Origin of the sequence: Streptomyces sp. NPDC058240 (assembly GCF_042882135.1) — a bacterium.
Classification (GTDB): domain Bacteria; phylum Actinomycetota; class Actinomycetes; order Streptomycetales; family Streptomycetaceae; genus Streptomyces.
Genome location: NZ_JBHVWT010000008.1, coordinates 199313 through 223622, shown reverse-complemented (window position 1 = coordinate 223622; position 24310 = coordinate 199313). Strand labels below are relative to the sequence as shown.

General features: G+C 68.7%; 13 protein-coding genes. 5 read left to right on the top strand and 8 right to left on the bottom strand.

Annotated elements, in window-relative coordinates:
- Positions 1–5 precede the first annotated feature (5 nt).
- The 5 genes from ACFVX4_RS17280 to ACFVX4_RS17260 all read right to left on the bottom strand — a co-directional run bounded on the left by ACFVX4_RS17280 (position 6) and on the right by ACFVX4_RS17260 (position 5691).
- Positions 6–293, bottom strand: a complete 288-nt coding sequence (locus ACFVX4_RS17280; protein ID WP_389977521.1) for a type II toxin-antitoxin system Phd/YefM family antitoxin — start codon at positions 291–293, stop codon at positions 6–8.
- 78 nt (positions 294–371) lie between these two features.
- Complete coding sequence (locus ACFVX4_RS17275) at positions 372–1583, bottom strand: McrC family protein (protein ID WP_389977518.1); 1212 nt, start codon at positions 1581–1583, stop codon at positions 372–374.
- A complete protein-coding gene (locus tag ACFVX4_RS17270) occupies positions 1580–3769 on the bottom strand; it encodes an McrB family protein (protein ID WP_389977515.1) in 2190 nt (729 codons plus the stop codon). The genes ACFVX4_RS17275 and ACFVX4_RS17270 overlap by 4 nt, the downstream gene beginning before the upstream one ends.
- 42 nt (positions 3770–3811) lie before the next feature.
- Positions 3812–4666: a helix-turn-helix transcriptional regulator gene (locus ACFVX4_RS17265; RefSeq protein WP_389977512.1), complete on the bottom strand. Its 855-nt coding sequence runs from the start codon at positions 4664–4666 to the stop codon at positions 3812–3814.
- Between the two features lie 563 nt (positions 4667–5229).
- Positions 5230–5691, bottom strand: coding sequence for an ATP-binding protein (locus ACFVX4_RS17260; protein WP_389977509.1), 462 nt, complete (start codon positions 5689–5691; stop codon positions 5230–5232).
- 170 nt (positions 5692–5861) lie between these two features.
- Here ACFVX4_RS17260 and ACFVX4_RS17255 point away from each other — a divergent pair, with 170 nt between their 5' ends.
- On the top strand, positions 5862–6731 hold the full coding sequence (locus ACFVX4_RS17255; protein ID WP_389977506.1) for a helix-turn-helix domain-containing protein: 870 nt from the start codon (positions 5862–5864) through the stop codon (positions 6729–6731).
- Positions 6728–6949: a DUF397 domain-containing protein gene (locus ACFVX4_RS17250; RefSeq protein WP_389977503.1), complete on the top strand. Its 222-nt coding sequence runs from the start codon at positions 6728–6730 to the stop codon at positions 6947–6949. The genes ACFVX4_RS17255 and ACFVX4_RS17250 overlap by 4 nt, the downstream gene beginning before the upstream one ends.
- Positions 6950–7024: 75 nt before the next feature.
- Here ACFVX4_RS17250 and ACFVX4_RS17245 read toward each other — a convergent pair whose 3' ends face one another.
- The 3 genes from ACFVX4_RS17245 to ACFVX4_RS17235 are packed head-to-tail and all read right to left on the bottom strand — an operon-like array spanning position 7025 to position 19676.
- Positions 7025–11515, bottom strand: coding sequence for an Eco57I restriction-modification methylase domain-containing protein (locus ACFVX4_RS17245; RefSeq protein ID WP_389977501.1), 4491 nt, complete (start codon positions 11513–11515; stop codon positions 7025–7027).
- Positions 11512–14484 (bottom strand): helicase-related protein, encoded by a 2973-nt coding sequence (locus tag ACFVX4_RS17240; protein ID WP_389977499.1) that lies wholly within the window; start codon positions 14482–14484, stop codon positions 11512–11514. Before ACFVX4_RS17240 ends, ACFVX4_RS17245 begins: the two co-directional genes overlap by 4 nt.
- Complete coding sequence (locus tag ACFVX4_RS17235) at positions 14481–19676, bottom strand: DEAD/DEAH box helicase (RefSeq protein WP_389977496.1); 5196 nt, start codon at positions 19674–19676, stop codon at positions 14481–14483. Before ACFVX4_RS17235 ends, ACFVX4_RS17240 begins: the two co-directional genes overlap by 4 nt.
- 227 nt (positions 19677–19903) lie before the next feature.
- On the opposite strand from ACFVX4_RS17235, the gene ACFVX4_RS17230 reads away from it, so the two are divergent.
- The 3 genes from ACFVX4_RS17230 (at position 19904) to tyrS (ending at position 24229) form a co-directional block, all read left to right on the top strand.
- On the top strand, positions 19904–21427 hold the full coding sequence (locus ACFVX4_RS17230; RefSeq protein WP_389977493.1) for a TldD/PmbA family protein: 1524 nt from the start codon (positions 19904–19906) through the stop codon (positions 21425–21427).
- Positions 21428–21509: 82 nt separating this feature from the next.
- A complete protein-coding gene (locus ACFVX4_RS17225; RefSeq protein WP_389977490.1) occupies positions 21510–22904 on the top strand; it encodes a metallopeptidase TldD-related protein in 1395 nt (464 codons plus the stop codon).
- A 59-nt stretch (positions 22905–22963) separates the two neighbouring features.
- Complete coding sequence (gene tyrS, locus ACFVX4_RS17220; protein WP_389977487.1) at positions 22964–24229, top strand: tyrosine--tRNA ligase; 1266 nt, start codon at positions 22964–22966, stop codon at positions 24227–24229.
- Positions 24230–24310: the final 81 nt, after the last annotated feature.

The following is a 24310-nucleotide window of genomic DNA, read 5'->3' as shown; positions in this document are numbered from 1 at the left end:
GTAGATCAACGGTCGTCCTCCTCGCGTTCGGCCAGGAGAAGCTCCAGCGGATCGGGGGCGCCTGAGGGAAGGTCGTAGCGCGGGAAGTGGTCGAGGTCCGAGGTGGTCGCGGCCTTGAGCCGGATCTTCCCCTGAGCCACCAGGTCCGCGTACCGGGATGTCACCCCGGAGCCGGGCAGCAGTATGGCGATCACCTTGCCGTGCCGGGTGACCTGGACCGCCTCCCCCTTCTCCACGCGGGCGAAGACGGCGCTCGGGTTGTACGAGAACTCTCGGACGGAGATTGCGCTCATCGGGGGCGGGGCTCCCTTCAGCATGCGGCCAAGAAAGTACTTACACTCCGAAATTGTACCTACAATGTCGGCCCGTGCTCATGGCAGTGCCCGCGCGAGCGTTTCCGCGAGCGCGTCGACGCGACTGCTCAGTTCCGCCCGCGGCAGGCTCAGGTCCAGGACGTGTCTGTGCAGCCTGATCTCCTTGCCCGGCACCGGTACGCGTACGACGCCCGGTCTACCGCCTGCGTACACGAGGTGGCCGTCGTCGAGCCCGAGACGTACGCAGTAGGCAAGCATCTGATACAGGTCCTCGCGGCGGAAGCCACGCTTGTACTTGGCATCCACCACGATCGCGGGCCCGGGTACGCCTGTGGAGCCGGGCAGGTAGTGGACCAGGTCTGGTTTCAGGACGTGGCGCCTGCCGACGGCGAGGTGGTGATTGCGGTCCGCGGGTTCCGCCCGACCGCCTACGGCGCTCACCAGCGCTTCGCCCAGCGCCCGGCCCAGGAAGTCCTCGTAGACCTGCCACATCCGGAACACCAGGCCGTCGACGGAAACGTTGCGTCCGTCCTCGAACTCGTAGGAAGCGCCACCCAGGATCAATGCCGCCAGCGCGAGTACCGGCTGGTAGCGCTGGTTGAGGCGGCTCGGCTGCCAGGCGGGCACGGGCGCCCCGGGGACGAGAGAATTCACCCCGTCCAGTTGTGCGGCGAATCCCTGCAGTTCGGCGCGCAGGCGCGACTCCAGGCCCGGGACCCGTAACAACCTGCGGGCCGCGCCGAGCAGCAGCCGGTTCTCCGCGATGTCGACGGTGTGCTCGTCGTACGTCACTTCCAGTGGCACCACGAGCCCCGGGCGCCTGCTCAGCTGGGCGGAGGCCCGTAACCGGCCGCGCAGCACCGGCAGAGTGTCATCCGTCTCCCGGTAACCGAACAGCGGGCCCGCTCGCAGAGCCCGCCGAGCGGCGCGGTTGAACGCGTGCGCGACGGCGGGCAAGAGGTCGGCGCGGGCCACCGCGTCGACCTGCTGGTCCTGCCAATGGAGCCGGCTCGGCGCGTATCCGAGGAGGTACATGAGCCGGTCGACCGGAATCTTGGGCTCGATGGACAGCCGGACCCGGCCGGAGCCGCGCCCGAGCCGGACGGCCCCCACCCGGTCCCTGGCACGCAAGCGGTACGTGCCCGCACGGCCCGTGGCCCCCACGTCGACGAGTTCGGACCGGTCCAGCTCCCACACCTGCTCCGGGGACAACGGCCATTCTGACCACGCGTCCCCCTCGCGGAGCCGTACGTGCTCCTCCCTCGTCATGCACCGCCGCCGGACTGCAACCCGAGGTGTTCCCTGATGCCGGCCAGGCCGTACGTCTCCTCGATGTCGGTCCCGTCGCCCCAGTGGTACTCGGTGAGCAGCGGTATGACCTGGCTGCGCCAGATGAGGTCCATGGCCTGTGGGCTGCTGTGGGCCATGGACTGCATGAGATACGAGTGCCCGACGCGGAAGTCCCGGTCGTTCGCCGGGCCTTCGGCGATACGGCGGTTGAGTTCGTCGAGCAGCAGCGCGGCGTCCTGCGGGTGCTGATTCACGGTGAGCCAGCGGCTGAGGAGGCCGGTGAGAGGCGGAACGTCCGGGTGCAGCTCCATGAACGAGAACCGGCGGCGCATCGCCGCGTCCATCAACGCCACAGTCCTGTCCACCGTGTTCATGGTGCCGATGATGTAGAGGTTGGGCGGCAACCGGAAGCCGCGGCCCTCGTCGGATCCGTAGAGGAGGTGCACGAACTCCTTGCGGTACTCCAGCAGGAAGTACATCTCACCGAAGACCTTGGCGAGGTTGCCGCGATTGATCTCGTCGATGACGAGGACGAAGACTTCGGCAGGGCGTTCCTCGGCCGCGTCCGCGAGCCTGCGCAGCGGGCCCTGGACGAGATCGAAGACAAGGCCCGTCGAGGTGTCGGCGTCCCGCTCGCGCTTCTCGGCAGGGCCGTCGGACGCCTTCTTCTTCGGGAGCCGGGGGCGGAACCCTTCGAAGAAGTCCTCGTAGGTGTAAGCGGGGTGGAACTGCACCAGTCGTACGTTGTTGGGGCTGCCGCCGGTCAGATGGCGGGCGAGGGCCAGGGCGGTGTAGGTCTTTCCCGTACCCGGAGGGCCGTGGAAGATCAGCTGCGGTTTACCCCGGAGAAGTTCGACACTTTCCTGCAGCCAGGAGGCGTTGCCCAGGAAGAGGCCGTCAGCCAGCTCCCCGGTGGCATCGGGAATCTCCGCCGTGATGTCCGGCGGGGGTGCGGCGCGCTCCGGTTCGGGCCCGACGAGCGGCTCGAGCCGGGAGGCGAATTCGCTGATGTCGACGATCCGCGCGTCCGCGTCGGCGACCCGGCCGGTCAGCTCGGCAGGAAGGTCGCGCACGAAGTCGAGCGGCGCGTCGAGGTTCCGCCAGGCGACCGATCGGGCGAAGTGGGCCGCGTCCTCGAGCGGGTCCGTATAGACGGCGGGGCCCCGCACCACGCCCAGATACGCCTTGGGGCCGTCGGTGCACACCACGATGTCCCCCTCCTGTATCCGGGAGAGGAAGGTGTGCAGCTCGTCCGCGCGGCGGTCGCGCTGGGCAGCGGTGGCCCCGGAGTCGGCATCGTCGACAGCCTTGCGGACCCGCTGCGGCCCGGCGCCCTGGGCGAGGGCCGGCAGCCGGTCGGCCGACAGGGTCACCACGCCCTCGTCACGCCAGTGGCTGCGGATGAGGCTGGCGCCCCCGGCATCCGTACCTCTGATGATCCACACTCTGCGCGGCCGCTGAGGGATGCTGTCCTGCCCGGGTTCCTCCCCGAGCACGAGCGCGGTGATCTCCTCGGCGGTGAGCCGCTTGCCGGGCAGTGCCCGTACGGTGTCGATGCTGGAGGCGGCTTCGTCGTAGAGCTCGTCGCGCTCCAGCAGGGTGCGCCAGGCCCCGATCTCGGTCGCTAGCAGCGTGGTGCCGAAACCTGCCTCACCATCGGGGGAGAGCGCGAGATGCCAGCCCTCGGGCCTGGTGCCCTGAAGACAGGCGGCGAGGGCCTCGGGGTCGATCTCGTACTCGGCCGCGAGGTCCTCGATACTCACCCACCGGTCGTCGGGCAGTTCGGAGAGCAGTTTGGCGGCGGCATCGAAGTAAAGACGCCCGGCCCTCCAGTGGGCGTACCGAGTGCCGGCCTCGGAGAAGAACGTCCCCGGCTCCGGGTAGGCGTGCAGGGCCTCGACGCCGAGGCCGGTCAGCCGCCAGGTGCGGTTCGCCCGTGTCAGCCAGCCCGCCTTGGTCAGAGTGGTGGCCGTGAAGCTGAGGTTGCGGTCGATATCGGTGGTCACCGCGGCGCCGAGAGCTTGCCAGTCCTGCGCGAGCGTCGGGTCCGCGGCGTGGATCAGCGGCCGGAGTTCGCGGAACGGCAGGCCGTCCTGGAGGTGGTCGGCGAGGACGGTCGCGGCCTGACGTACTGCGCGGGCGCTGATCTCGAAGGCGGTGGGCACGGATTCCTTTCGTGGGCCCCGCAAGGGCGTTCTCTACGGTGTTCAGCCGAGGGCGACAGGAGTGGTCGGCTGTACGGCACCGTTCACGGTGACCAGCAACAGATCACCGACGGTGGCGTCATCGCCCAGGTCCAGTTCCGATACGGGCCGCGCCCCCGGTACATCTCGCGCGGCAACCGGCATGAGACGCAGTTCGTTCTGCTTGCCCTGAAAGGCGAGCATCACCCAGCTCTCGTCCTGGCGGATCCGTGCGACCACATCGCTCAGCCGGTCGGGCAGCACGGCGCAGACCACGGTCAGCCGTTGCCGTACGGCCCGGGGAAACGCGGAGATCGACTCCAGCCATCCCGGGGCGGAAAGTGTGCCGTCCAGTAGCCGCGCCACATCGGCACGGTCGTCGGAGCGATCGTCGTCCCGTGCGTGCACGAACCGCACGATCGGCAGGCCCTCGGCCAGCGCCTGTTGCCAGCGGGGCAGCATGAAGTCGATGTACAGGGCGTCTTCCCGGGTCGCCCCCATATCGCCCACCTGTCCTCCGATGCCCGCCAGCCAGGCATTGACCTCGGCCCAGCGCCAGACGAGCGAGCGCCCGACCGTGCCTTCCGGATCCGGGAACGCGCCTGCGTCCGTGTGCCGCTCGCCGTTGACCCACTGGAGGACGTTCTGCCGGGTGCGGCCGGTACGTTCGGCGATGTCCGGCACACCGACCAGATCCGGGTCCAGCCGCAGCAGCCTCAGCTGGGGCAGCTCTTCCCCCAGCCGGACGACCAGGCGGTGAGCGGCGTCCACGGCGCTGTCTCCGGACTCGGCCAGATCGAGCAGGCACTTGTCCCGGTGCCGGGTGAGCAGCCCGTCGAACTCGTCGAAGATGATGCCGACCGCAACATCGTCGTCCACGCCGACACCATCCACGACAAAGAGAAACTCGTACTCCATTTCGCCCTCAACCCTCTTTGTCCGTGCCCGTCCAAGCTTTCGCGCCAGGGCGCGCCACCCCTGCGAGGCAGACTTACCCAGCCCCCATGCGTTGTCAAACGACAACAGGGAATCGCTTGTCAAACGACAGCGCCCCCTCCGTGGGTACGGCGCGGGTCACCCTCGGGGAGCGGGCAGAGATTCGCGCGCCGTACGAGGCGGAGCGCCGTGCGCCCCGGATTCGCTGCCGTGCCGGGCACGGGAATGATGGTGCAGCTACGTCCGACGCAGGGGCAGTACAGGCGGCCCCAGTGGGCCTCCTTGCGCAGCGTCCAGCCTTCGGCGACAAGCCGCTTGAGAGCTATTCGGATCTCTTTCTGCTGGTGATCTGCCGGTGACACTCCTCGCCCGACCATCCACCATCTCCCCAACCAACAACGCCGTCGCGCAAGTTGACGGTCAACCCGGCGTGATCGGGAGACTACCCCGTGAGACTGACACTCGGTCAAATCGCACAGCTGTGTGTTAGTTGGAGGCATGTGCCGTCAAGCGCGACCATGCCGGAGCAGGCAGCAGATCTGCTTGCCGACGGGCGTCAGCGTGACGTCCCAGCCGGGCGCGAAGTAGTCCATGAGGGGCAGCCCCCGGCCGGATTCAGCTCCAGGGTCGTCGAGTTGAACTCCCGAGCGGTGCGGGAGGCGCATCCGGTCGGGGTCGTGGAGCCGGACCCAGACGCCGGCGTGCGTCGACTCGACCTCGGCGACCAGGGGGACGAACTCGCCGCAGGCATGAACGGCGTTGCCGTACAGCTCGGAGAGAACGAGCTGGGCGGAGTCGACGAGGTCGGGAGCGACGCCCGCACTGATGAGCGTCGCCTCGGTGAGCCCTCGGACCGCGCGGAGATTGCGCGGGGAGGCGGACATGTGGAGGGCGAAACCGGTGGAGGTGGGGGTGAGGTAGTGGCCGAGGGCAGCGGCCGGGGCGATCTGAGCGAGGGGGTTGAGCACAGGGCCTCCTTGCGACTTGAGCCGCCACCGATTCGGCTGATGCCTGGCGGGTCGGCAATGTCTCCAGAGTGGATGACTCACATGCACACTCGCAATGTTGTTACCCACATCGAGTGATAGCTACTTCGTTCCCATGGACTTGCAGATTGACGGGGTGCCAAACTCCAGCCATGCCGAACATGCGCCCTGTACCGACCGTCCGACGTCGTCGCCTTGGGGAAGCCCTGCGCCGCTATCGAAATGACGCAGGGCTGAGTCTCGACGCCGCAGCGAAGCCGATGGGGTGGATCGCGCCCAAGTTGTCGCGCATCGAAAATGCGGTCGGATACATCCGGCCCGCTGAAGTGGCGCCCCTGCTCGAGGTGTTCGGCATGACGGACGCCTACGTTGTCGCTGCGCTGGAAGACTTGGCCAAGGATGCGCGCAAACGAGGGTGGTGGCAGACGTACAACCACGTCGTAGCTCCGTCGTACGCGGACTACATCTCGTTGGAGTCCGACGCGGAGAGCATCCGCGCCTACGCACCTCTGGTCATCCCCGGGCTGTTTCAGACCGCCGCCTACGCACGCGAGACCATTGCAGCCAACGCCACCACACGCACGGCTCAGGAAGTGGCCGCTCTCGCCGAAGTACGCCAGGCACGCCAGGCGGTGCTGACACGACCGGAGAGGCCGCTCAAGGTCTGGGCAGTCATCCACGAAGCGGTGCTGCACCAGCGCTTCGCCGCGCGTCCCGCGACCATGCGGGAGCAGCTTCGTCGGCTGTTGGACCTGTCCGAGATGCCCAACGTGACGGTGCAGGTCATGCCGTTAGCCGCTACACCTCATCCGGGAGGTGCCGGCGGCTTCACCCTGGCCAACTTCCCTGGCACGATGCCGGACGTCGTCACTCTGGAGAACCTGATCGGAGCGACCTACGTAGAAGACGCTGACGAGGTCCGAACCTTTACCGATGCCTTCGAACGCATTGTCGCCGCGGCTCTTTCGATGGACGATACCTTGGCACTGATCGGACAGATGGAAGAGAGAAGTCGCGAGTGAAGGACAGCAAGGCGCAGCTGTACAAGATCGACCTCACCGACGCCATATGGCGTAAGTCATCAGCCAGCGCTGGCGAACACGAGTGCGTCGAGATCGCCGAACTGCCCGGCGGTGGGCGAGCAGTCCGCGACTCGAAGAACCCTGACCGCGCGCCCCTGTGCTTCACGGCCACGGAGTGGGCCGCCTTCCGGGTGGGTGTGATCGCGGACGAGTTCTGACGACGCGGCACGCGAACGGCCGCCCGGCCGGGGTGTCCGGGCGGGCGGCCGTTGCTGTGTGCGGGATGGGCGCGGCTACTCCTCACGCCCGAAGAAGTCGAGCTGTACGTCGACTCCCTCCACTTCCTCCAGACCGAACAGGGCACCGCCCAACTGGTTGTCGGTGACCGGCTTCCTGCTCTTGCTCTTGCTCTTCTTCACAGGCACGGGCCGGACCGGCGGGGTGGGCGGGGCTACGCGGGTGAGAGGACTGGTGCCGGGGTTGTGCCGAGGGCCCTGGCCCGGGTGCGGGGTGAGGGACGTGACGTACGGGCCGGCGGCCATGGCCTCGTAGATGCGGATGATCTCGTCCTTGGTGCGCTGGAAGAGTTCCGGCTTCTTGTTGCGGAAGGCGCGGAAGCTGTCCAGGACGAGATCGAGGTCCTTGCGCTCGATGCCGTAGAGGTGGAAGTACGCGGCGTCCAGCTCGGCGCGCATCTGGAAGCGGCGGTCCTCGTCCCAGACGAACGGGGCGCCTTCGTCACCGAGATGCCCGGCCCAAGGCCCCATCTCGTATGACGTGTAGGTCAGTTCTAGGACGCGAGAGCGGATCCAGGGCTCAGGTGTCTGGCTGTCCAGCCAGGCAACTGGCTTGACGTACGTGTCCGGGGCGAGAACCGGAAGTTGCTCCAGGTAGGTGTATGTGAGGTGCGCGCCCTGGATCTTCTGCCGGGCAGCGAAGTCCAGGACGAAGGAGGACATGTTCGCGACGAAGGGACCAAAGCATGTGGCGGTGTCTGTAGGCATGAACAACGGCTCCGTATGCCCCACCGCGGTCCGTGGCAGTACAGACGCGATAACCGTCCGCTCGTCCGAGGCACGGCAGACATCACGCCAGCCAATTACCCAATCATGCGACCAGGCAGTCTCGGGCGTTCGAGGGTCTCCCGCCATCCATTTATCAACAAGTTCCTCATCGACCCAGTGGCGCGGCAGCGGAAGCTGCGTAGGATCCTTATGGCCATCGAGTGAGACCCTAGGAAGCGTGTTCATTCGCAATTGCGCTTCTGTAGCGTTCTCAAACGTGCTGAAGCGAGAATCGTATTGATGGACCAGCTTGGCTTCGTAAAGTGGCAGAGCACGCTTGCCATTCTTGCTGAAGACATTACCCTCACGGAGCCAGCCGGAGAGAGCGAGGTTCTCCGCAGATACGAAATCGCCAGAGTTGTCGGCCATATGGAACATGCGAGATAGTCGCAACGCCCACGGGTTTCGCTCTTTCTGGCCTGACCACGGATGCGTCAGCAGAACACCAGCAGCGCGGCGATGAATTGCACGGAGCACTCGGAAGTACTCAGGGCCCTCACATACTGGCGCGGTAATAGAGTTCGGATTAATTTCTCTGAAGCCAGAGCCATCTAGTTCAAATTGCTTCGCATCTAGTTGATCAGTGCGTCGAGCCCGGAAGGCAAGTCGAACACGCTCTGTTCTCGCCGCTGATCCGCTAATCGTGAACACGCAGAAGCGGTACGAGTGGTGCACGTCCGCAAACAGCTTCTCCTCGTTCTCCAGGTCCAGCACTGTGTGCATCTGCCGCCGCTCCACCAGGTCCGAGAAGAACGCCGACGTCGTCTTGTCCGTCGCGATCCCGGTCGGCAGGACCAGTCCCGCCATCCCCTCCGGCCCCACCAGCATCCGGGACTTCTCCGCAAAGACCGCGTACGTGTTCACGTCGCCCTTGCCCGTCAGCGGGAAGATCCCCGAGTCGCGGAGCATGTTCGTCGTGCCCTTGGACTCACGCTGTGCGATCAGATAGTCCCGGTGCAGCTTCCGGTCGCCCTCGATCGGGTTGCCGTGCTCGTCCACCGACGTGAGCAGCGCGCCGATGCGGCGCTCCCGCTCGCTCGCCGTCTCGGCGTCCGCGACGTACGGGTTCTGTGCGGCAAACCACTCCTTCTTCTGGATCTTCACCCGCTCCCACGGCGGATTCCCCAACACCGCGTCGAAGCCGCCCTGCCACCCCGTCTCCGCGTTCGCGTCCGCCGCGTCCGTGTCCTCGACCCGGAACACGCGCGGGAACTCCAGGTGCCAGTGGAAGAACCGGTTACGGGCCACCACCTCGCGCAGCTCCCGCTCTCCCGCGCCCTCGCGCCACTCGCGGTCCTCGTCCGACTCCGGCACGGGGTCCTCACCCATCGGAGGCAAGGGCTCCGGGAGCCCTTCCAGCGGCTCGCCCTGCTCCAGCCGCTTCAGGGTCGACGTCGTGATGGCGGCTGGCGCGTCCTTCCGCTTGGGCCAGATGAACGCCGCGCACCAGGCGTCGGCCACTCGCTTGAGGCGCTCCAGCTCCGGGTTGGCCTCGAACTCCTTGTGCCGGCGGGCCAGCTCGCGGATCGCCGCAAGCCCTCTACCGGCCGGCTTCGCGGCTGCCTCCTCGGCGGCCACCCGCACCTTTGCCGTGCTCGTACGGACCGCCGGCTCGCCCAGCTGGCTCTGGATCCAGACCTCGATGCCCTTGCGTTCCTTGCGGTTGCGGTCACGGGCCTCGGTCACCGCCTTGGTCTCGTCGCCCTCCAGCTTCTTGAAGGCCTCCTCGGGCACGCCTGCCTCCAGCAGCCGAGGAGTCGTGCCCAGCAGCGCGTTGCCGACCTTGATCCGGTCGTCCAGGAAGGCCAGCGGCTCGCCCGGGTTCAGGGATTCCAGCCACAGCGACACCTTGGCGATCTCGGCGGCGAGCGGGTTGATGTCGACGCCGTGGACGCAGGACCGTACAACCTTGCCCATCGCCTCGCGCACCTTCTCCGGTGCGGGCTCGCGCTCCTTGTCGTACATCTGGGCGTAGCGCAGAGCGATCCGCCGGGCCGCCGCCACCAGCATGTGGCCGGAACCACAGCTCGGGTCCACGAAACGGATCTTCAGCAGGTCGTCGGGGATTCCTGACGCCGCGTGGCGTTCGATGACCGGGTCCAGGGCATTGTCGAGGAGCTTCTCGATGAGCACGGACGGTGTGTAGTACGACCCGGTCGTCTTGCGCTTGTTGCCGGCCACCAGGTCCTGGAGCCAGAACTCCCGCTTCTGGACATCGTGGCGCGGGATCAGCTCCAGCAGGGACTCGTAGACGCTGCCGAGCTCGTCGGCGCCCAGGTGGCGGTAGTCCACCCGGCTGGGGCGGCCCTGCTTGTCCCGTACGCGGGAGAGGAGCCTGACCGCGTCGAGCAGGTTCTCGTTGGGGAGCTTCGCCGAGCGCAGAGGTTCGGGACTGCCGGGAAGCAGGGCGTCGTGGGTCTCGTCCGTTCCGGCACGGAAGTACAGACCGCCGAGTTCGGGCAGGGCGAGGGCCTGCAGACCCTCGTCCTGACCGAGGGCGTCGAGGACGATGCGCAGACCCTCCCACAGATCGCCGTTGTGGTCGCCCTTGCGGCGTGAGGCGATGCGGCGGAGCCGGGCCGTGGAGAAGTAGCGGGCGTAATGAACGCGGGCCCGCTCCAGCGCTTCGACTTCCTTGCGGGAGGCATTGGCACCGGGCCTCAGCAGCAGGGCGTCGCGGTCCTCCGCGACGAACAGGAAGATCAGCTGATAGGCCAGCCTGAGGAGCTCGTGGTGGAAGTCGTCCAGTGCGGCCTTGCCGCCCCGGGTGAGCGCCTTGCCGAACTCCGGGTTCGCCTGGAGGAAGCCGGAGCCCAGGATGCTGAGGGCCTGTTTGACCTGGTTGCGCAGGCGGTCGCGGGCGCGGATGCCGGTCTCGATGGCGTAGGCACGCCACCATTCGATGCGGCAGTCGGCGGGGGTGAGGGTGGCAGCTTCGTCGAGGGGGGACTCGTCGGTCTCGGTGTCGTCCTCGGCGACGTCGTCCTCGTCGGCCTCGGCGTCCACGACCGCTGCCGCGCCGCGTCGCTTCTTCTCCGGTTTCGCAACGAGCTCGAAGCGGGACGAGTGGAGCATCGCATAGAGCAGCAGGAAGTCGGCGAACTGGTCGCCGCCGAAGATCGCTTCGAGGTTGAACTCGACATACGCGGAGCCGACCAGCGCGGTGGAATCGCGCAGGACGCGCAGGACGCTGCCGTTGGAGAGCAGGGCCCACAGGTGCTCGTCGGAGACGTTGAGGAGTTCCTGGACCATCGACTGCGGGGCACGGTCGTTGCCGATACCCCGGTCGAGGGGGGTGTTCCAGCCCAGGAGGTGGATGGGCAGGTGCTGCTGCCACTGGTGGCTCACCCGGTACGGGTCGGGCCGCCCCGGCACGCGGATGCCCTGCCGGGCCGGCACGGCGGTGCGGCCCGCATAGCCGAGTTCGTCGAGGAGGACGCCGAGCCATTCCTGGTGGGTGACCTTGGCCGGCGCGGTGTGATCGCCGGATTCGGCGAGCTGATCCAGGAAGGTCGCGTAGGTGGCCTTGAGGTACTCCCACTTGCGGCTGGCAGCGTCCTCGACCCGTACGCCGCGGGGCAGGCCGTAGTCGGCGGGTGCGGCTCCGGGAAGCTCCCGGTCGGCGAAGCGGATCTTGTTGATGAGGTCGGCGGAGAGCAGTGCTCCCTCTATGCGGACGGCTGTGCTCGCCGGGAGGTGGTCGGGGGCGAGAGTGGTCACCTGGATCCTCCGGGACGCTTGACGTACACATACACACCGAGCAGGTCGGGTTCGCCCGCGGGTACGGCGGTGATACGGCGGGCCGCTGCCGCGCCGCGCGCCCGGCCCCGCTCGCCGGCCGCTTCACGCACGCGCTGGTGGGCGGCTTCGAGACGGCGGCCGACCTGGTCGCCATGGGCTCTGAGGTGGTCCTGCACCTCGGCCAGTTCGTCCAGGGCTCGCTCGATCTGCTGTCCACGCATGGACAGGTTGGTGTTGCGGTCCGGGGCGGCGAGGAGCAGTTGGGCGGTCTTCTCGTCGCTGAGCCAGACGCGCCCGCCCTCGGGGTCGTTGCGCCAGGCCAGGAGCTGGGCGTCCTCGGCCACCAGCTCGTTCGGCTTCTCGGTGGTACGGCCGGGGCGGGGAAGGGTCAGGCGGAAGCGGTAGCGGACCAGGAGCAGCACGGTGCGGTGGGCGACGTCCGGGGTGCGGATGACACCGAGTCTGCGGGCAGGGCGGTCGTTGTCGCTCAGTTCCTTGTCGAGGGCCGAGTCGAGGACGTAACGGGCAACGGCCCGGACGGCGGGATCCGTACGGAAGAGGGCATGCTCGCCGGCGGGCACCGGAAGGTCCTGGTGGAAGACGAGGTTGTCCACTGCCGGCTTGCGGGCCTTGCCCTTGGCCGGGGTGCGGGCCGGGGCCTTGGCGGCGCCGGGGCCGAGAGCCTGGTCGGAATCCTCGTAGATGCCGAGGGCGTGACGCAGCCCGCGGGGCAGTGCCCCGGCCGGAGCGGTGAACCCGGTCGAGCGTGTGTCGGGACGTACCGCCGAGCCCAGGGCTTTCAGGGACTCCCGGGTGAAGTCGGCGATGTCGGCGGGGTCACCGAGTGCTTGGCGCAGGGCGTCCAGCTCGGCCTGTACCTCGTCGGGGCGCAGACCGCTGTGGGCGAATTTCGTCAGCACCTTGGACTCGCGGTCGGCCGCGCTCTCCCACTCCGTCTCCAGTTGTCGGCGCGCGTGGCCGAAGAGCTCGTTCGTGTCGAAGTCGAGCGTGAGCTGTCCATCGTTCTCACCCTCACGGCCTCTGAGCAGGAGGGCCTTGGAGAGTGCCTGAAGCACTCCGGCACCACCGTCCGGGACGGGTACGACGACGCCCACCTGTTCGGCGATGTCCCGGTGCTTGCGGATGAGCACGTCCAGCACGAGGCCGTCGATGCCGGTGTCGGTGTCATACAGGGTGATGGCACGGACGTTCTCACGGGACTGGCCGAAACGGTCGACGCGGCCCTCGCGCTGTTCGTGGCGGGTCGGGTTCCAGGACAGGTCGTAGTGGACGACGGCGCCGAAGTGCTCCTGGAGGTTGACACCTTCCGAGAGGCAGTCGGTGGCGACGAGGACGTGCCGGCCGCGCTTGGCGGTGAGCTCGTCGATGCGGGCCTGGCGGGCATCGGGGTGGAGTTTGCCGGTGATGGCATCGACGTGAGCACTGCGGCCCAGCGCTTCGGCCAGGTGCTCGGCGACGTACTCGGCGGTGGGGATGTAGCGGCAGAAGACGATCGGGTCGTAGCCGTCGACGAGGAGGCCCTTCACCGCGTCGATGAGGAAGGCCAGCTTGGTGTCGTTCTCCGGGCCGGCCAGCAGGGCGGCGCGCGCTGCGAATTCGCTCAGCTTGCGGCTGCCCGCGCGGGAGCCGGCATCGTCGTCGTCGAGAACGGAGCCGGGGACCGCGTCGAGGCCTTCGCTCGCTTCGTCGTCGGTGAGTTCGAGGACGGCCCGGCGCCCGATGCTCTCGGCCTCCTCGGGGGTGCGGGCAGCTCCTACGGCCGCGCGCACCTTGAGCGTCTCGGCCGCCGCAGCGGGCGAGGAGAGCACACAGCGCAGCAGGGCGAGGACGGACCACCAGGTGAGGCGTTGGCGGAGGGCGCCGTCGGGTCGGCGGACCTGCTCGCGGGCGAAGGCGAGGACATCGGTGACGAACTGGGCGTATTCCGTGCCCAGCTGGTACGGGGCCGGACGCAGCTTGCGGTCGCGCGGGAAGGGGGTGTCCTCGTCGAGGTAGCGCCGGATGTCCCGGCGGCGGCGCTGCACGAAGTGGCGGGCGAGCCGGTCACGGTGCGCGGGGAGCGTCGGGTCCAGTGCCTGGAGACCGGGGTCGAGCAGGCTGGTGAGCTTGGCAAAGGCGTGGGCGTCGCCGCTGTGCGGGGTGGCGGTGACGAGGACGAGGTGGCGACTCTTGTCCTCGGCGAGGGTACGCAACAGCTCGTAGCGTTGCTGGTGCCCCGTGCCCGCTCCGACGCAGGTGTGTGCCTCGTCGACGATCAGGAGGTCCGGGCAGGTGCGGCGGAACGCCTCACGGCGGTCGGGCTGCTTGATGAAGTCGGTGGAAACGATCGTGCAGGGGTAGCGCTCGAAGAGCGTCTGGCCGGGTTCCACTCCCTTCTGCAGGCGGGCAGCGGTGGAGGGCAGGACGAGTTCCGCCTCCATGCCGAACTTCTCCCGGAGCTCGGACTGCCACTGTTCGGCGAGCGAGGGCGAGCACAGCACGGCCATGCCGCGTGCCGACCCCTGCTCGATGAGTTCCTTGGCGATGAGGGCGGCCTCGATGGTCTTGCCGATGCCGACGTCATCGCCGATGAGGAGCCGTACGGTGTCCATCCGCAGGGCCATCATCAGCGGGACCAGCTGGTACTGGCGCGGCTGGACGGCGATGGATGCAAGGCTGCGGAACGGCCCGGCACCGTGCGTTGCGGCGATCCTCAGGGCCGTCCGCAAAAGCCCGGCCGAGGCGAAGTCGCCGATCTCGCCGTTCACCGCGCTCGGCCAGCCGAAGCCGGGGTCCTCGATCTCGTGCGGGAAGAGCGCGGTGATGAACTCGCGGTCTCCGTCCAAAGGCTGCGCGATGACCAGGTCGTCGGAGGCACCGGGCAGGATCACCCAGTCACGTCCACGGGCCGACACAAGGTCGCCGGGGGCGCGGGGGACGGTCGTCATCGGATGCTCCGTCCGGGGCCGAATACATCCGGATGTGCGCGCACGGTGCTTTCCCACTCCTTGGTGTCGGCGCCGGCCCGGATCACGAGCCAGCCATCGTCGATCAGCCGGTACTCGGCCGGTTTGTCCAGGTGACGGCCGGCTGCCGTGTCCAGGTAGACCGCGACATCGGCGCCGGGCAGACGGTAGACGATGTCGGGGTGAACGGGGGCACCGGTCTGCTCCGGGTGCGTCTCGTCGGGCAGCCGGTGGCCCGATTCACCGAGCCACTCCACGAAGTCGGCCACGGGCCCCTGAGCGCTCCGTGTTGCCTTGGCCAGTGCCTGAGCCCGCTGCGCGGCGGGGGTGGTCTGTCGCTCGCCGCTGGTGGTGGCAGCTGCCAGCCGCATCAGCAGCGGGACGACTGCGTGCCGGTCGATGCGGGTGTGGAAACGCTGGTTGCTGTACGAGAGAAGGCAGTCGTAGCAGCCGAGCTCGCACCGCTCGGGCGCCCCCTCCGCCCGGTCCAGGTCGCGGCCGGTGTCCGGGTCCACGTGAATGATCTTCAGCGCGGCCCTGGCCACCTCGGCGAGGGAGCCCGGATCGTCGTGGAGCAGCCGCAGGACTCCTGCGCCGCCTTCCGCGCCCTCGACGAAGAGCATGCGTCCGCGCGCGTCCTCGTCGGGAAGGTCCTGGCTGTCGAGCTCGGAGTCCTCGAGCTGGTAGCGGGCTTCTATACCGCGCTCGAGGGCATACCTGAGCGTGATGGCAACGGTTTCGTCGCCGACGGGCTCGGCGAGCCGCAGCACAGCGATGTTCTTGCGGTCCTCGACGTACGGGATGACCTGAAGCGCACGGTCCGCGGATGCGAAGGCGCCCAGCGCCTCGTCCTCGGGGGACGCTTCCTGCGTCTCCGCCGCCTTCTTGGCGCTCAGCCACCTGCCCTGCGCGGGGTCGAGCCAGAAGCCCCGGTCCCCAGGGTGCTTGCGCTTACGACGGCCGATGTTGAAGACACGGACACGAGCGGTGTCGCCATAGCTGACGCTGAGGACCGGGCCGTGCGGGTCGGCGGCCACAGCGTCCAGCCGACCGCCCACCTGGGAGAACTGGTAGCCGGTCAGCAATTCGAAGCCGGATTTGAGACGTTCCTCCTCATCTGAGGAGATACGCCGCACCGGCGAGGCCTGGACCGTGGTCAGCACCATCGTCCGGCTCAGCGTCAGGGTGAGTGGGACATGGCAGTCGTCGCACTGGTCGGCGCCTTCGGAGCGGTCGTACCAGGTGCCGCAGCTTCCGCAGATCCGGACGTCGCTGGTGGCCACCTGCCCAGGGACGGCACCGGTGGGGACCTGGACGCGATCGACGGCGTACCGCTGGCCTTCGTGGTAGATGAGCGCTCCGGGCCCGAACTCGGAGACGGCGATGAAGCGCGGGCGCTGAATGTACGACCCGTTCTTCTGGCCGTACCGGCTCTCGCCCCGCTGGCCTGGGATGTAGGCAGCCAAGGGCAGTCGCGGGAAGGAGTAGCCGGGGAGAAAACCTTCGGAGGCGAAGTAGCGGTAGGTGTAGAAGTCGCTGAAGGACTCCTCGCTGTCCTCGTTACGCAGCAGCTTCAGCCGGCTCTCGGCTTCGGCACGGCGGGCCTGCGCGCGGCGTCGTGACTTCGGGTCGACCGAGAGGTCTCCGGCGATGCGGTGCTGCTCCTCGCGCTCGGAAAGGGCGGAACGGTAGAGGCGACGCCAACGCTCGCAGTCGTCGTCGAAGCGGCGCAGGGCCGAGCGTACGACGTCCTCGATCCAGCCGTCGTACCACCAGCCGGCGCGCTTCTCCAGATCGGCCAGCAGGGGTCGCAGAACCTCCTCCGCCCTGGCGACGGCCCGGCGGCGGGCCGCCTCGCTGTCGAGCTGGGCGCGCATCGCTTCGCTGAGCGGCAACGGCACCACGCCGCCTGCGGAGTCGCGCGTCTCCGCGTCCAGGACGTCGGTCATGCGGGACTCCAGCGAGGCGCCGGTCTCAGCCAGCCAGATGGCGTGCACGTGCGAGCGCAGGAGCTCCTCGTTGGCGAGGTCGAGACGCGGCGGCGTCACGCTGCCGGCCACCATCAGTTCAGGGCGACGGAAGTAGTACTGATCGTGAGCACTTCCCGTCGAGCAGTACGTGGTGACCAGTGCGGGCTGCCCGGAGCGTCCCGCCCGGCCCGAGCGCTGGGCGTAGTTGGCGGGGGTGGGCGGTGCGTTGCGCATGGCGACCGCGTTCAGGGTGGCAATGTCGACACCGAGCTCCATGGTCGGCGAGCAGTACAGGAGGCTCAGCTCGCCCTCCCGGAATGCTTCCTCCCGCTTCTCCCGCACGTCCGAGGGGACCTGAGCGGTGTGCTCCCTGGCTTCCAGGCCGACCAGCTCGGCCGCGGTGTCACGGTAGAGATCGCGAAAGTACGTGTTGACGCGAGGCTCCGCGCCGGAGTCGCTCACCTTGCGCAGAGGGTCCGGCTCAGGGGTGATCCCGTCCCCGGGAAGCCAGCGCAGCGCGGCCGACCTGACTTGGTGTCCGCGTGAACCGTCGCGCTCCTCCCGGACGACGGCGACAAGTCCTTGGGTCTCCAGCACCTCCAACAGGCTGCGGATCACCGCGTCGGCGTCCGCGACCGCCATGCGTGTGCCTGCCAGCCCCTGGATGGCCGCGAACTGGCCGGGCCGACGCAGAAAGCGCCCGTATGCCCCCAGGCCGCTGAGGTAGATGGCCTCCCCGGACGGGGCGCCCTTGGGGCCGCTTCCGGGGAAGGCGACACGGGAGGGAACGCGGGGCTCCTTGGGGGGCAGTGCCCACACGCCCAGGAGGTGCCCCTCGGATTGGCGCTGAAGCTGGTCGAAGCCTTCCTGCGTGAGCAGTGGATCGTCCACGGCGAGCGACCGGCGGAGTTCGTCCAACAGGACGCGCGCAAGGTGGGCGCGGTGCTTGGGCGAGTCTGCGGCCAGGGCAGGATGTGTGTGCTGCCAGCATTCCTCGTCGGCGGCGATCTCCGTCAGGTCGGTGTAGTCGAAGCGCAGCAGTCCGGTCTGGGTGAGGTTGGGCATGGTGATGCGCCAGCCGCGCTCCAGGTCGGCGTTGGCCCGGTAGGCGAGGACCGTACGCAGCGCGGACCGCGCGAACTCTCGCTGGCTGTATTTCGCGCCCGGGTGGCGGGCGAATGCCTCCATGGGGAGGGCGAGTGCTTCCTCGATCGCCTTGGGCAGCACATCGTGGCGGAGCCCTTCTGGCCCTGCGGCCGCCAGGGCCCGGTAGAGCGCGCCACGGATCTGAGTGACCTGGGCGAAGTCGTTGAAGTGCCCTGCCTGGAGGCTGGCGTCCTGCCGGTTGTCGACGAAGGTGAGGAGCTTGCGGGCCCGCTCATCGATCTCCTTCTGACCGCGCAGCGACCGCACCACGCTGGCGCTGATCAGGGAAACAGCCGAGCTCCGGCCCTCTGCGGCGAAAGTTGCCAGTTTGACGAAGTCGCGGGCGCGCAGTTGCTCATGACTGACACGGCAGCGCAGGCAGAAACGGAACGGAGCCCCGATCCACCATGCGCGCAGTCCTTTGCTCCCTGCCGGGTCGAGCGTGCCGTCCGGAGCGACGCGGACCTCACGCGGCACATCCCCGGTCCGGGCCTGTACGACCGTGCGGACGCCCTCGTCCGAGGTCTCGACCCAACTGTCGGGCAGGCGTGCAAGCCGCTGCCCGGCATCGTCCGGCCAGGGGTGCTCCTCACTGACGTAGAGATAGCCGTCGCCGTCCTCGGCCGGGGCCTCCGGGTCACGGCGTGCGGTGAGGCGGAGCCCGGCAGCCCCCTCCTCACGGGTTACCACCAGGTATTCGTGCCCGCAGTCGCGGCAGAACGCCAGGGGGATCAGTGGCTTGTCCCGGTGCTCGGGCACGCTGACCTGGTACTGGCTGGTCAGGTGGCGCTGCCCCGCCGGTTCGAAACTGGTGTAGACCGTGTCGCCCTTGGACAGGAACTGATGAAGCCGGAAGGCGAACAACGGGCGCCGGTGCTGCGGGTGCCGTGCCTCGGCCCCTGCCCGGAGTACTGCTTCGATGGCATCACGGCATACGTCCTCCGGCTCCCCGCTCGCCTTCGCCAGGGCCTGACCTGCGAACGGCACGGTCACCGGCGTCCTGCGGACCAGCCGCCCTCCGGCCTTCTGGTCCTCGACCAGGCCGAACGAGTCCTCCACCCATACCGCGAGCGGGTTCGTCCGCAAAACCATGTAGTCGCGCGACAGTGCGTGAGGTTCCTCCACAGCGCGGCGTACGGCCATGCCCAGTGCCGTACGCTGCGCGTCCTCGGATGCTGCGTGGGAGGGGCCCGGGTCCGTGGCGCGTTCGAGTGTCTCTCCGATCACCCGCTCCGGACGGACCGTGGTTCCGAAGAGGCTGGTGGCAACGGCTGCGACCTTCGACTGGGCATCGGCGAATGTCGCGGCGCTGGCCATCGTGGCGGACGTACCGATGCACTGGAGCCGGGGGGCCGCGCAGGCGTCCCGCAGCCTGCGTACCAGCAGGGCGACGTCCGCGCCCTGTCTGCCGCGATAGGTGTGCAGCTCGTCAAGGGCGAGGAAACGCAGGCCCTGGGCGGCACCGATCAGCGCTTCGCGCTCACGGGGGCGGGTGAGCAAGTACTCCAGCATGACGTAGTTGGTCAGCAGGATGTCCGGCTTCGACCGCAGAACAGCGGTCTTCTTCTCCAGAGACTCCTGCCCGGTGTATCGCGCGAACGTCACCTTCCGGTCCGCTTCCGGGACGCCCCACTGCAGATAGCGGGCCAGCTCGTGTTGCTGACTGTTGGCGAGCGCGTTCATGGGATAGACGACGATGGCGGAGATGCCGTCCGGATTGGGGTGGCGCAGTACCGCGTCCACGACAGGAACGATGTAGGCCAGGCTCTTCCCCGACCCCGTTCCTGTGGTCAGGACGTACGAATCGCCGGAAGCGGCTGCTTCGATGGCCTCCCGCTGGTGACGGTGGAGGGTGAGCGTCCGGGAGCCGGGGTCGTTCTCATGCTCCTTCGACCGGAAGTAGTCGCGGCACCCGCGGTGCAGAATGCCCTCGTCGACGAGTTCGGCGACCGTGCCCCCGCTGCGGAAATTCGGATTGAGCGAGATTCGGGGATCCGGCCAGCGGGCCTTGCGTTCCCGCTCCTCGTCGAGGTGCCGTTGGATTTCGCGGTCCCTCACACCGACCAATGAGCTGGTGAAGGCGTCGTAGTCACTGATCAGCCTCTGGTGAACCCCGAAAACATCCATTGTCGCGCCCGCTCCCCGCTGCCTGCTGTACTGCGTCGGCCCGCCCGTACCGCTGCCGGCCCCCCGGCCATCCGCAGCGATCAGCCTACTGCGGTGCAGCACATTCACGGTCCGCTCCGTGATTCACTGCGAGCATTGTCAAAGGAAGGGAGCCCTTCGTGGCCCATGAGGTAGATCAGTCGTTCCTGGCCCTGCCGCTGCGGGCCCTCGCCGACGCGGCGCTCGCCCGCGCGCGTGCGCTGGGTGCCGTGCATGCCGACTTCCGCCTGGAGCGGGTGCGCAGCGCGTCCTGGCGGCTGCGGGACGCCCGGCCCGCCGGGTCCTCGGACACCACCGATCTCGGCTACGCGGTGCGGGTGGTGCACGGCGGAGCGTGGGGCTTCGCGTCCGGGGTGGACCTGACGATGGACGCCGCGGCGAAGGTGGCCTCGCAGGCCGTCGCCATGGCGAAGCTGTCGGCCAAGGTGATCGCGGCGGCCGGCTCCGACGAGCAGGTCGAGCTGGCGGACGAGCCGGTGCACGGCGAGCGGACCTGGGTCTCGGCGTACGACGTCGACCCCTTCGACGTACCGGCCGAGGAGAAGGCGGGTCTGCTCGCCGACTGGAGCGGCCGGCTCCTGGGCGCCGAGGGCGTCGCGCATGTGGACGCCTCGCTGATGACCGTCCACGAGAACAAGTTCTACGCGGACACGGCCGGCACCGTGACCACCCAGCAGCGGGTGCGGCTGCATCCGCAGTTCACCGCGGTCGCCGTGGACGGGACCACCGGTGAGTTCGACTCGATGCGGACGATCGCCCCGCCGGTGGGCCGCGGCTGGGAGTACCTGACCGGGACCGGCTGGGACTGGGACGACGAGCTGGAGCGGATTCCCGGGCTGCTGGCCGAGAAGATGCGGGCGCCGAGCGTCGAGGCGGGGACGTACGACCTGGTCGTCGACCCGTCCAACCTCTGGCTGACCATCCACGAGTCGATCGGCCACGCCACCGAGCTGGACCGGGCGCTGGGCTACGAGGCGGCGTACGCCGGGACCTCGTTCGCCACCTTCGACCAGCTGGGGAAGCTGGCGTACGGCTCCCCCGTGATGAATGTGACCGGTGACCGCACCGCCGAGCACGGGCTCGCGACGATCGGGTACGACGACGAGGGTGTCGAGGCGCAGTCCTGGGACCTGGTCAAGGACGGGACGCTGGTCGGGTACCAGCTGGACCGGCGGATCGCGAAGCTGACGGGGCTGGGCCGTTCCAACGGCTGCGCGTACGCGGACTCGCCGGGCCATGTCCCCGTGCAGCGGATGGCCAATGTGTCGCTGCGCCCGGATCCGGGCGGGCTGTCCACGGAGGATCTGATCGGCGGGGTGGAGCGCGGGATCTACGTGGTCGGCGACCGGTCCTGGTCGATCGACATGCAGCGCTACAACTTCCAGTTCACCGGGCAGCGGTTCTTCCGGATCGAGAACGGCAGGCTGGCCGGGCAGCTGCGCGATGTCGCGTACCAGGCGACGACGACGGACTTCTGGGGCTCGATGGAGAAGGTCGGCGGCCCGCAGACGTACGTCCTGGGCGGCGCCTTCAACTGCGGCAAGGCCCAGCCGGGCCAGATCGCGGCCGTCTCGCACGGCTGCCCCTCCGCCCTCTTCCGGGGCGTGAACATCCTCAATACGACGCAGGAGGCCGGACGATGAGCGGTCACCACGGAACCGGCTGGGGGTCCGGGGGTCGTCCCCCGGGACAGCGCAGTCTCAATACGACGCAGGAGGCCGGACGATGAGCCGCGTCAGCAAGCCGCACGAGATCGTCGAGCGGGCGCTCGAACTGTCCACCGCCGACGGCTGTGTGGTCATCGCCGACGAGCAGTCGTCCACGAATCTGCGCTGGGCCGGCAACGCGCTCACGACGAACGGGGTGACCCGGGGGCGGACCCTGACCGTCATCGCGACCGTCGACGGTGCGCAGGGCACCGCGTCCGGCGTGGTGTCGCGGTCCGCGGTCACCGCCGACGACCTGGAGCCGCTGGTGCGGGCCGCCGAGGCCGCGGCGCGCGGGGCCGGTCCGGCGGAGGACGCGCAGCCGCTGGTCACCGGGGTGCCCACGTCGCCCGACTTCACGGACGCACCGGCCGAGACGGACTCGGACGTCTTCGCGGAGTTCGCCCCGGCGCTCGGCGACGCCTTCGCCCGCGCCCGCTCCGGCGGCCGTGAGCTGTACGGCTTCGCCCACCACGAGCTGACCTCGACCTACCTCGGTACGTCGACGGGGCTGCGGCTGCGCCACGACCAGCCGACCGGGACGCTGGAGCTCAACGCCAAGTCCCCCGACCGCACCCGTTCGTCCTGGGCGGGCCGCGCGACGCGCGACTTCAAGGACGTCGACCCGGCCGAGCTGGACGCGGAACTGGCGCAGCGGCTGCGCTGGGCGGAGCGCCGTATCGAGCTGCCCGCCGGGCGGTACGAGACGCTGCTGCCGCCGACCGCCGTCGCCGATCTGCTGATCTACCAGCTGTGGTCGTCGGCCGCTCGGGACGCCGCGGAGGGCCGGACGGTGTTCTCCAGGCCGGGCGGCGGGACCAGGGTCGGCGAGCAGCTCTCCGAGCTGCCGCTGACGCTCCGCAGCGACCCGTACGCACCGGGCCTGGAGTCGGCGCCGTTCGTGATCGCCCATGCCTCCGGGGACAGTGCCTCCGTCTTCGACAACGGTCTGCCGCTGACACCGACCGACTGGATGCGGGACGGCCGGCTGGAGCACCTGACGACCACCCGGCACACGGCGGGGCTGACCGGACAGCCGGTCGCGCCGACGATCGACAACCTGGTGCTGGAGGGCGGCGGTGAGCGGTCCCTGGAGGAGATGGTGGCCGCGACGACCGGGCGCGGTCTGCTGCTGACCTGCATGTGGTACATCCGGGAGGTCGATCCGGCCACGCTGCTGCTGACCGGGCTGACCCGCGACGGGGTGTATCTCGTCGAGGACGGTGAGGTCGTCGGCGAGGTGAACAACTTCCGGTTCAACGAGTCGCCGGTGGACCTGCTGTCGCGGGCCTCGGAAGCGGGCCGTACCGAGAAGACGCTGCCGCGCGAGTGGGGCGACTGGTTCACCCGGTCCGCGATGCCCGCGCTGCGGATCCCGGACTTCAACATGAGTTCGGTGAGCCCTGGCGTGTGACCCGCCTAGACTGAGCAGGAAAACCACTACCCGTACGCATCACGAGGAGCACCGGAACCGTGACGGACATCGTCGACGAGCTGAAGTGGCGTGGGCTGTTCGCCCAGTCCACTGATGAGGACGCACTGCGCAAGGCTCTCGCGGACGGTCCCGTCACCTTCTATTGCGGCTACGACCCCACCGCGGCGAGTCTGCACGTCGGTCATCTGGTGCAGGTGCTCACCATGCGCCGGCTCCAGCGGGCCGGTCTGCGTCCGCTCGCCCTGGTGGGCGGGGCCACCGGTCAGATCGGTGACCCGCGGCCGACCGCGGAGCGCACGCTGAACGATCCGGAGACGATCGCCGCCTGGGTGTCGCGGCTGCGGTCCCAGATCGAGCCGTTCCTGTCCTTCGAGGGCGAGAACGCCGCGGTCATGGTGAACAACCTGGACTGGACCGCGGGCATGTCCGCGATCGAGTTCCTGCGGGACATCGGCAAGCACTTCCGGGTCAACAAGATGCTCACCAAGGAGTCCATCGCCCGGCGGCTGGAGTCCGACGAGGGCATCAGCTACACCGAGTTCAGCTACCAGCTGCTCCAGAGCATGGACTTCCTGGAGCTGTACCGGCGCCACGGCTGCACCCTCCAGCAGGGCGGCAGCGACCAGTGGGGCAACCTCACCGCGGGTCTCGACCTGATCCACCGCCTGGAGCCGGGCGCCGAGGTGCACGCGCTGGCGACCCCGCTGATGACGAAGGCGGACGGCACCAAGTTCGGCAAGTCCGAGAGCGGCGCCGTCTGGCTCGACCCGGAGATGACCACGCCGTACGCGTTCTACCAGTTCTGGCTGAACGTGGACGACCGCGACATCTCCCGCTACATGCGCATCCTCAGCTTCCGGAGCCCTGCCGAGCTGGAGGAGCTGGAGAAGGTCACCGAGGAGCGTCCGCAGGCCCGGACGGCGCAGCGCGCGCTGGCCGAGGAGCTGACGACGCTGGTGCACGGCGCGGACCAGTGTGCCGCGGTCATCGCCGCGTCGAAGGCGCTCTTCGGCCAGGGCGATCTCGGCGAGCTGGACGAGGCGACGCTCAGCGCCGCGCTGTCCGAGGTGCCGCACGCCCGGGTCACCGAGCTCGGCCCGCTGGTGGATCTCCTGGTGGAGGTCGGCCTGGCGCCGAGCAAGTCGGGCGCCCGCCGCACGGTGAAGGAGGGCGGTGCGTACGTGAACAACGTCAAGGTCACGGACGGCGAGAGCGCACCGGCCCGCGAGGAACTGCTGCACGGGCGCTGGCTGGTGCTGCGCCGGGGCAAGAAGAACCTCGCCGCCGTCGAGGTCACCGGCTGATCCCGGACCGTACACGCACTGGGGGCGGGAAAAAAGTGCCAGGGTTCCGCCACCATTCTTTGTTTTCCGTGGTTCCCGTCT

What these genes read in the sequence shown, in the direction of transcription:
- ACFVX4_RS17280 (WP_389977521.1), bottom strand. Translation starts at nt 293, where the DNA reads ATGAGCGCAATCTCCGTCCGAGAGTTCTCGTACAACCCGAGCGCCGTC.
- ACFVX4_RS17275 (WP_389977518.1), bottom strand. Translation starts at nt 1,583, where the DNA reads ATGACGAGGGAGGAGCACGTACGGCTCCGCGAGGGGGACGCGTGGTCA.
- ACFVX4_RS17255 (WP_389977506.1), top strand. Translation starts at nt 5,862, where the DNA reads ATGCCGAACATGCGCCCTGTACCGACCGTCCGACGTCGTCGCCTTGGG.
- ACFVX4_RS17240 (WP_389977499.1), bottom strand. Translation starts at nt 14,484, where the DNA reads ATGACGACCGTCCCCCGCGCCCCCGGCGACCTTGTGTCGGCCCGTGGA.
- ACFVX4_RS17225 (WP_389977490.1), top strand. Translation starts at nt 21,510, where the DNA reads ATGAGCCGCGTCAGCAAGCCGCACGAGATCGTCGAGCGGGCGCTCGAA.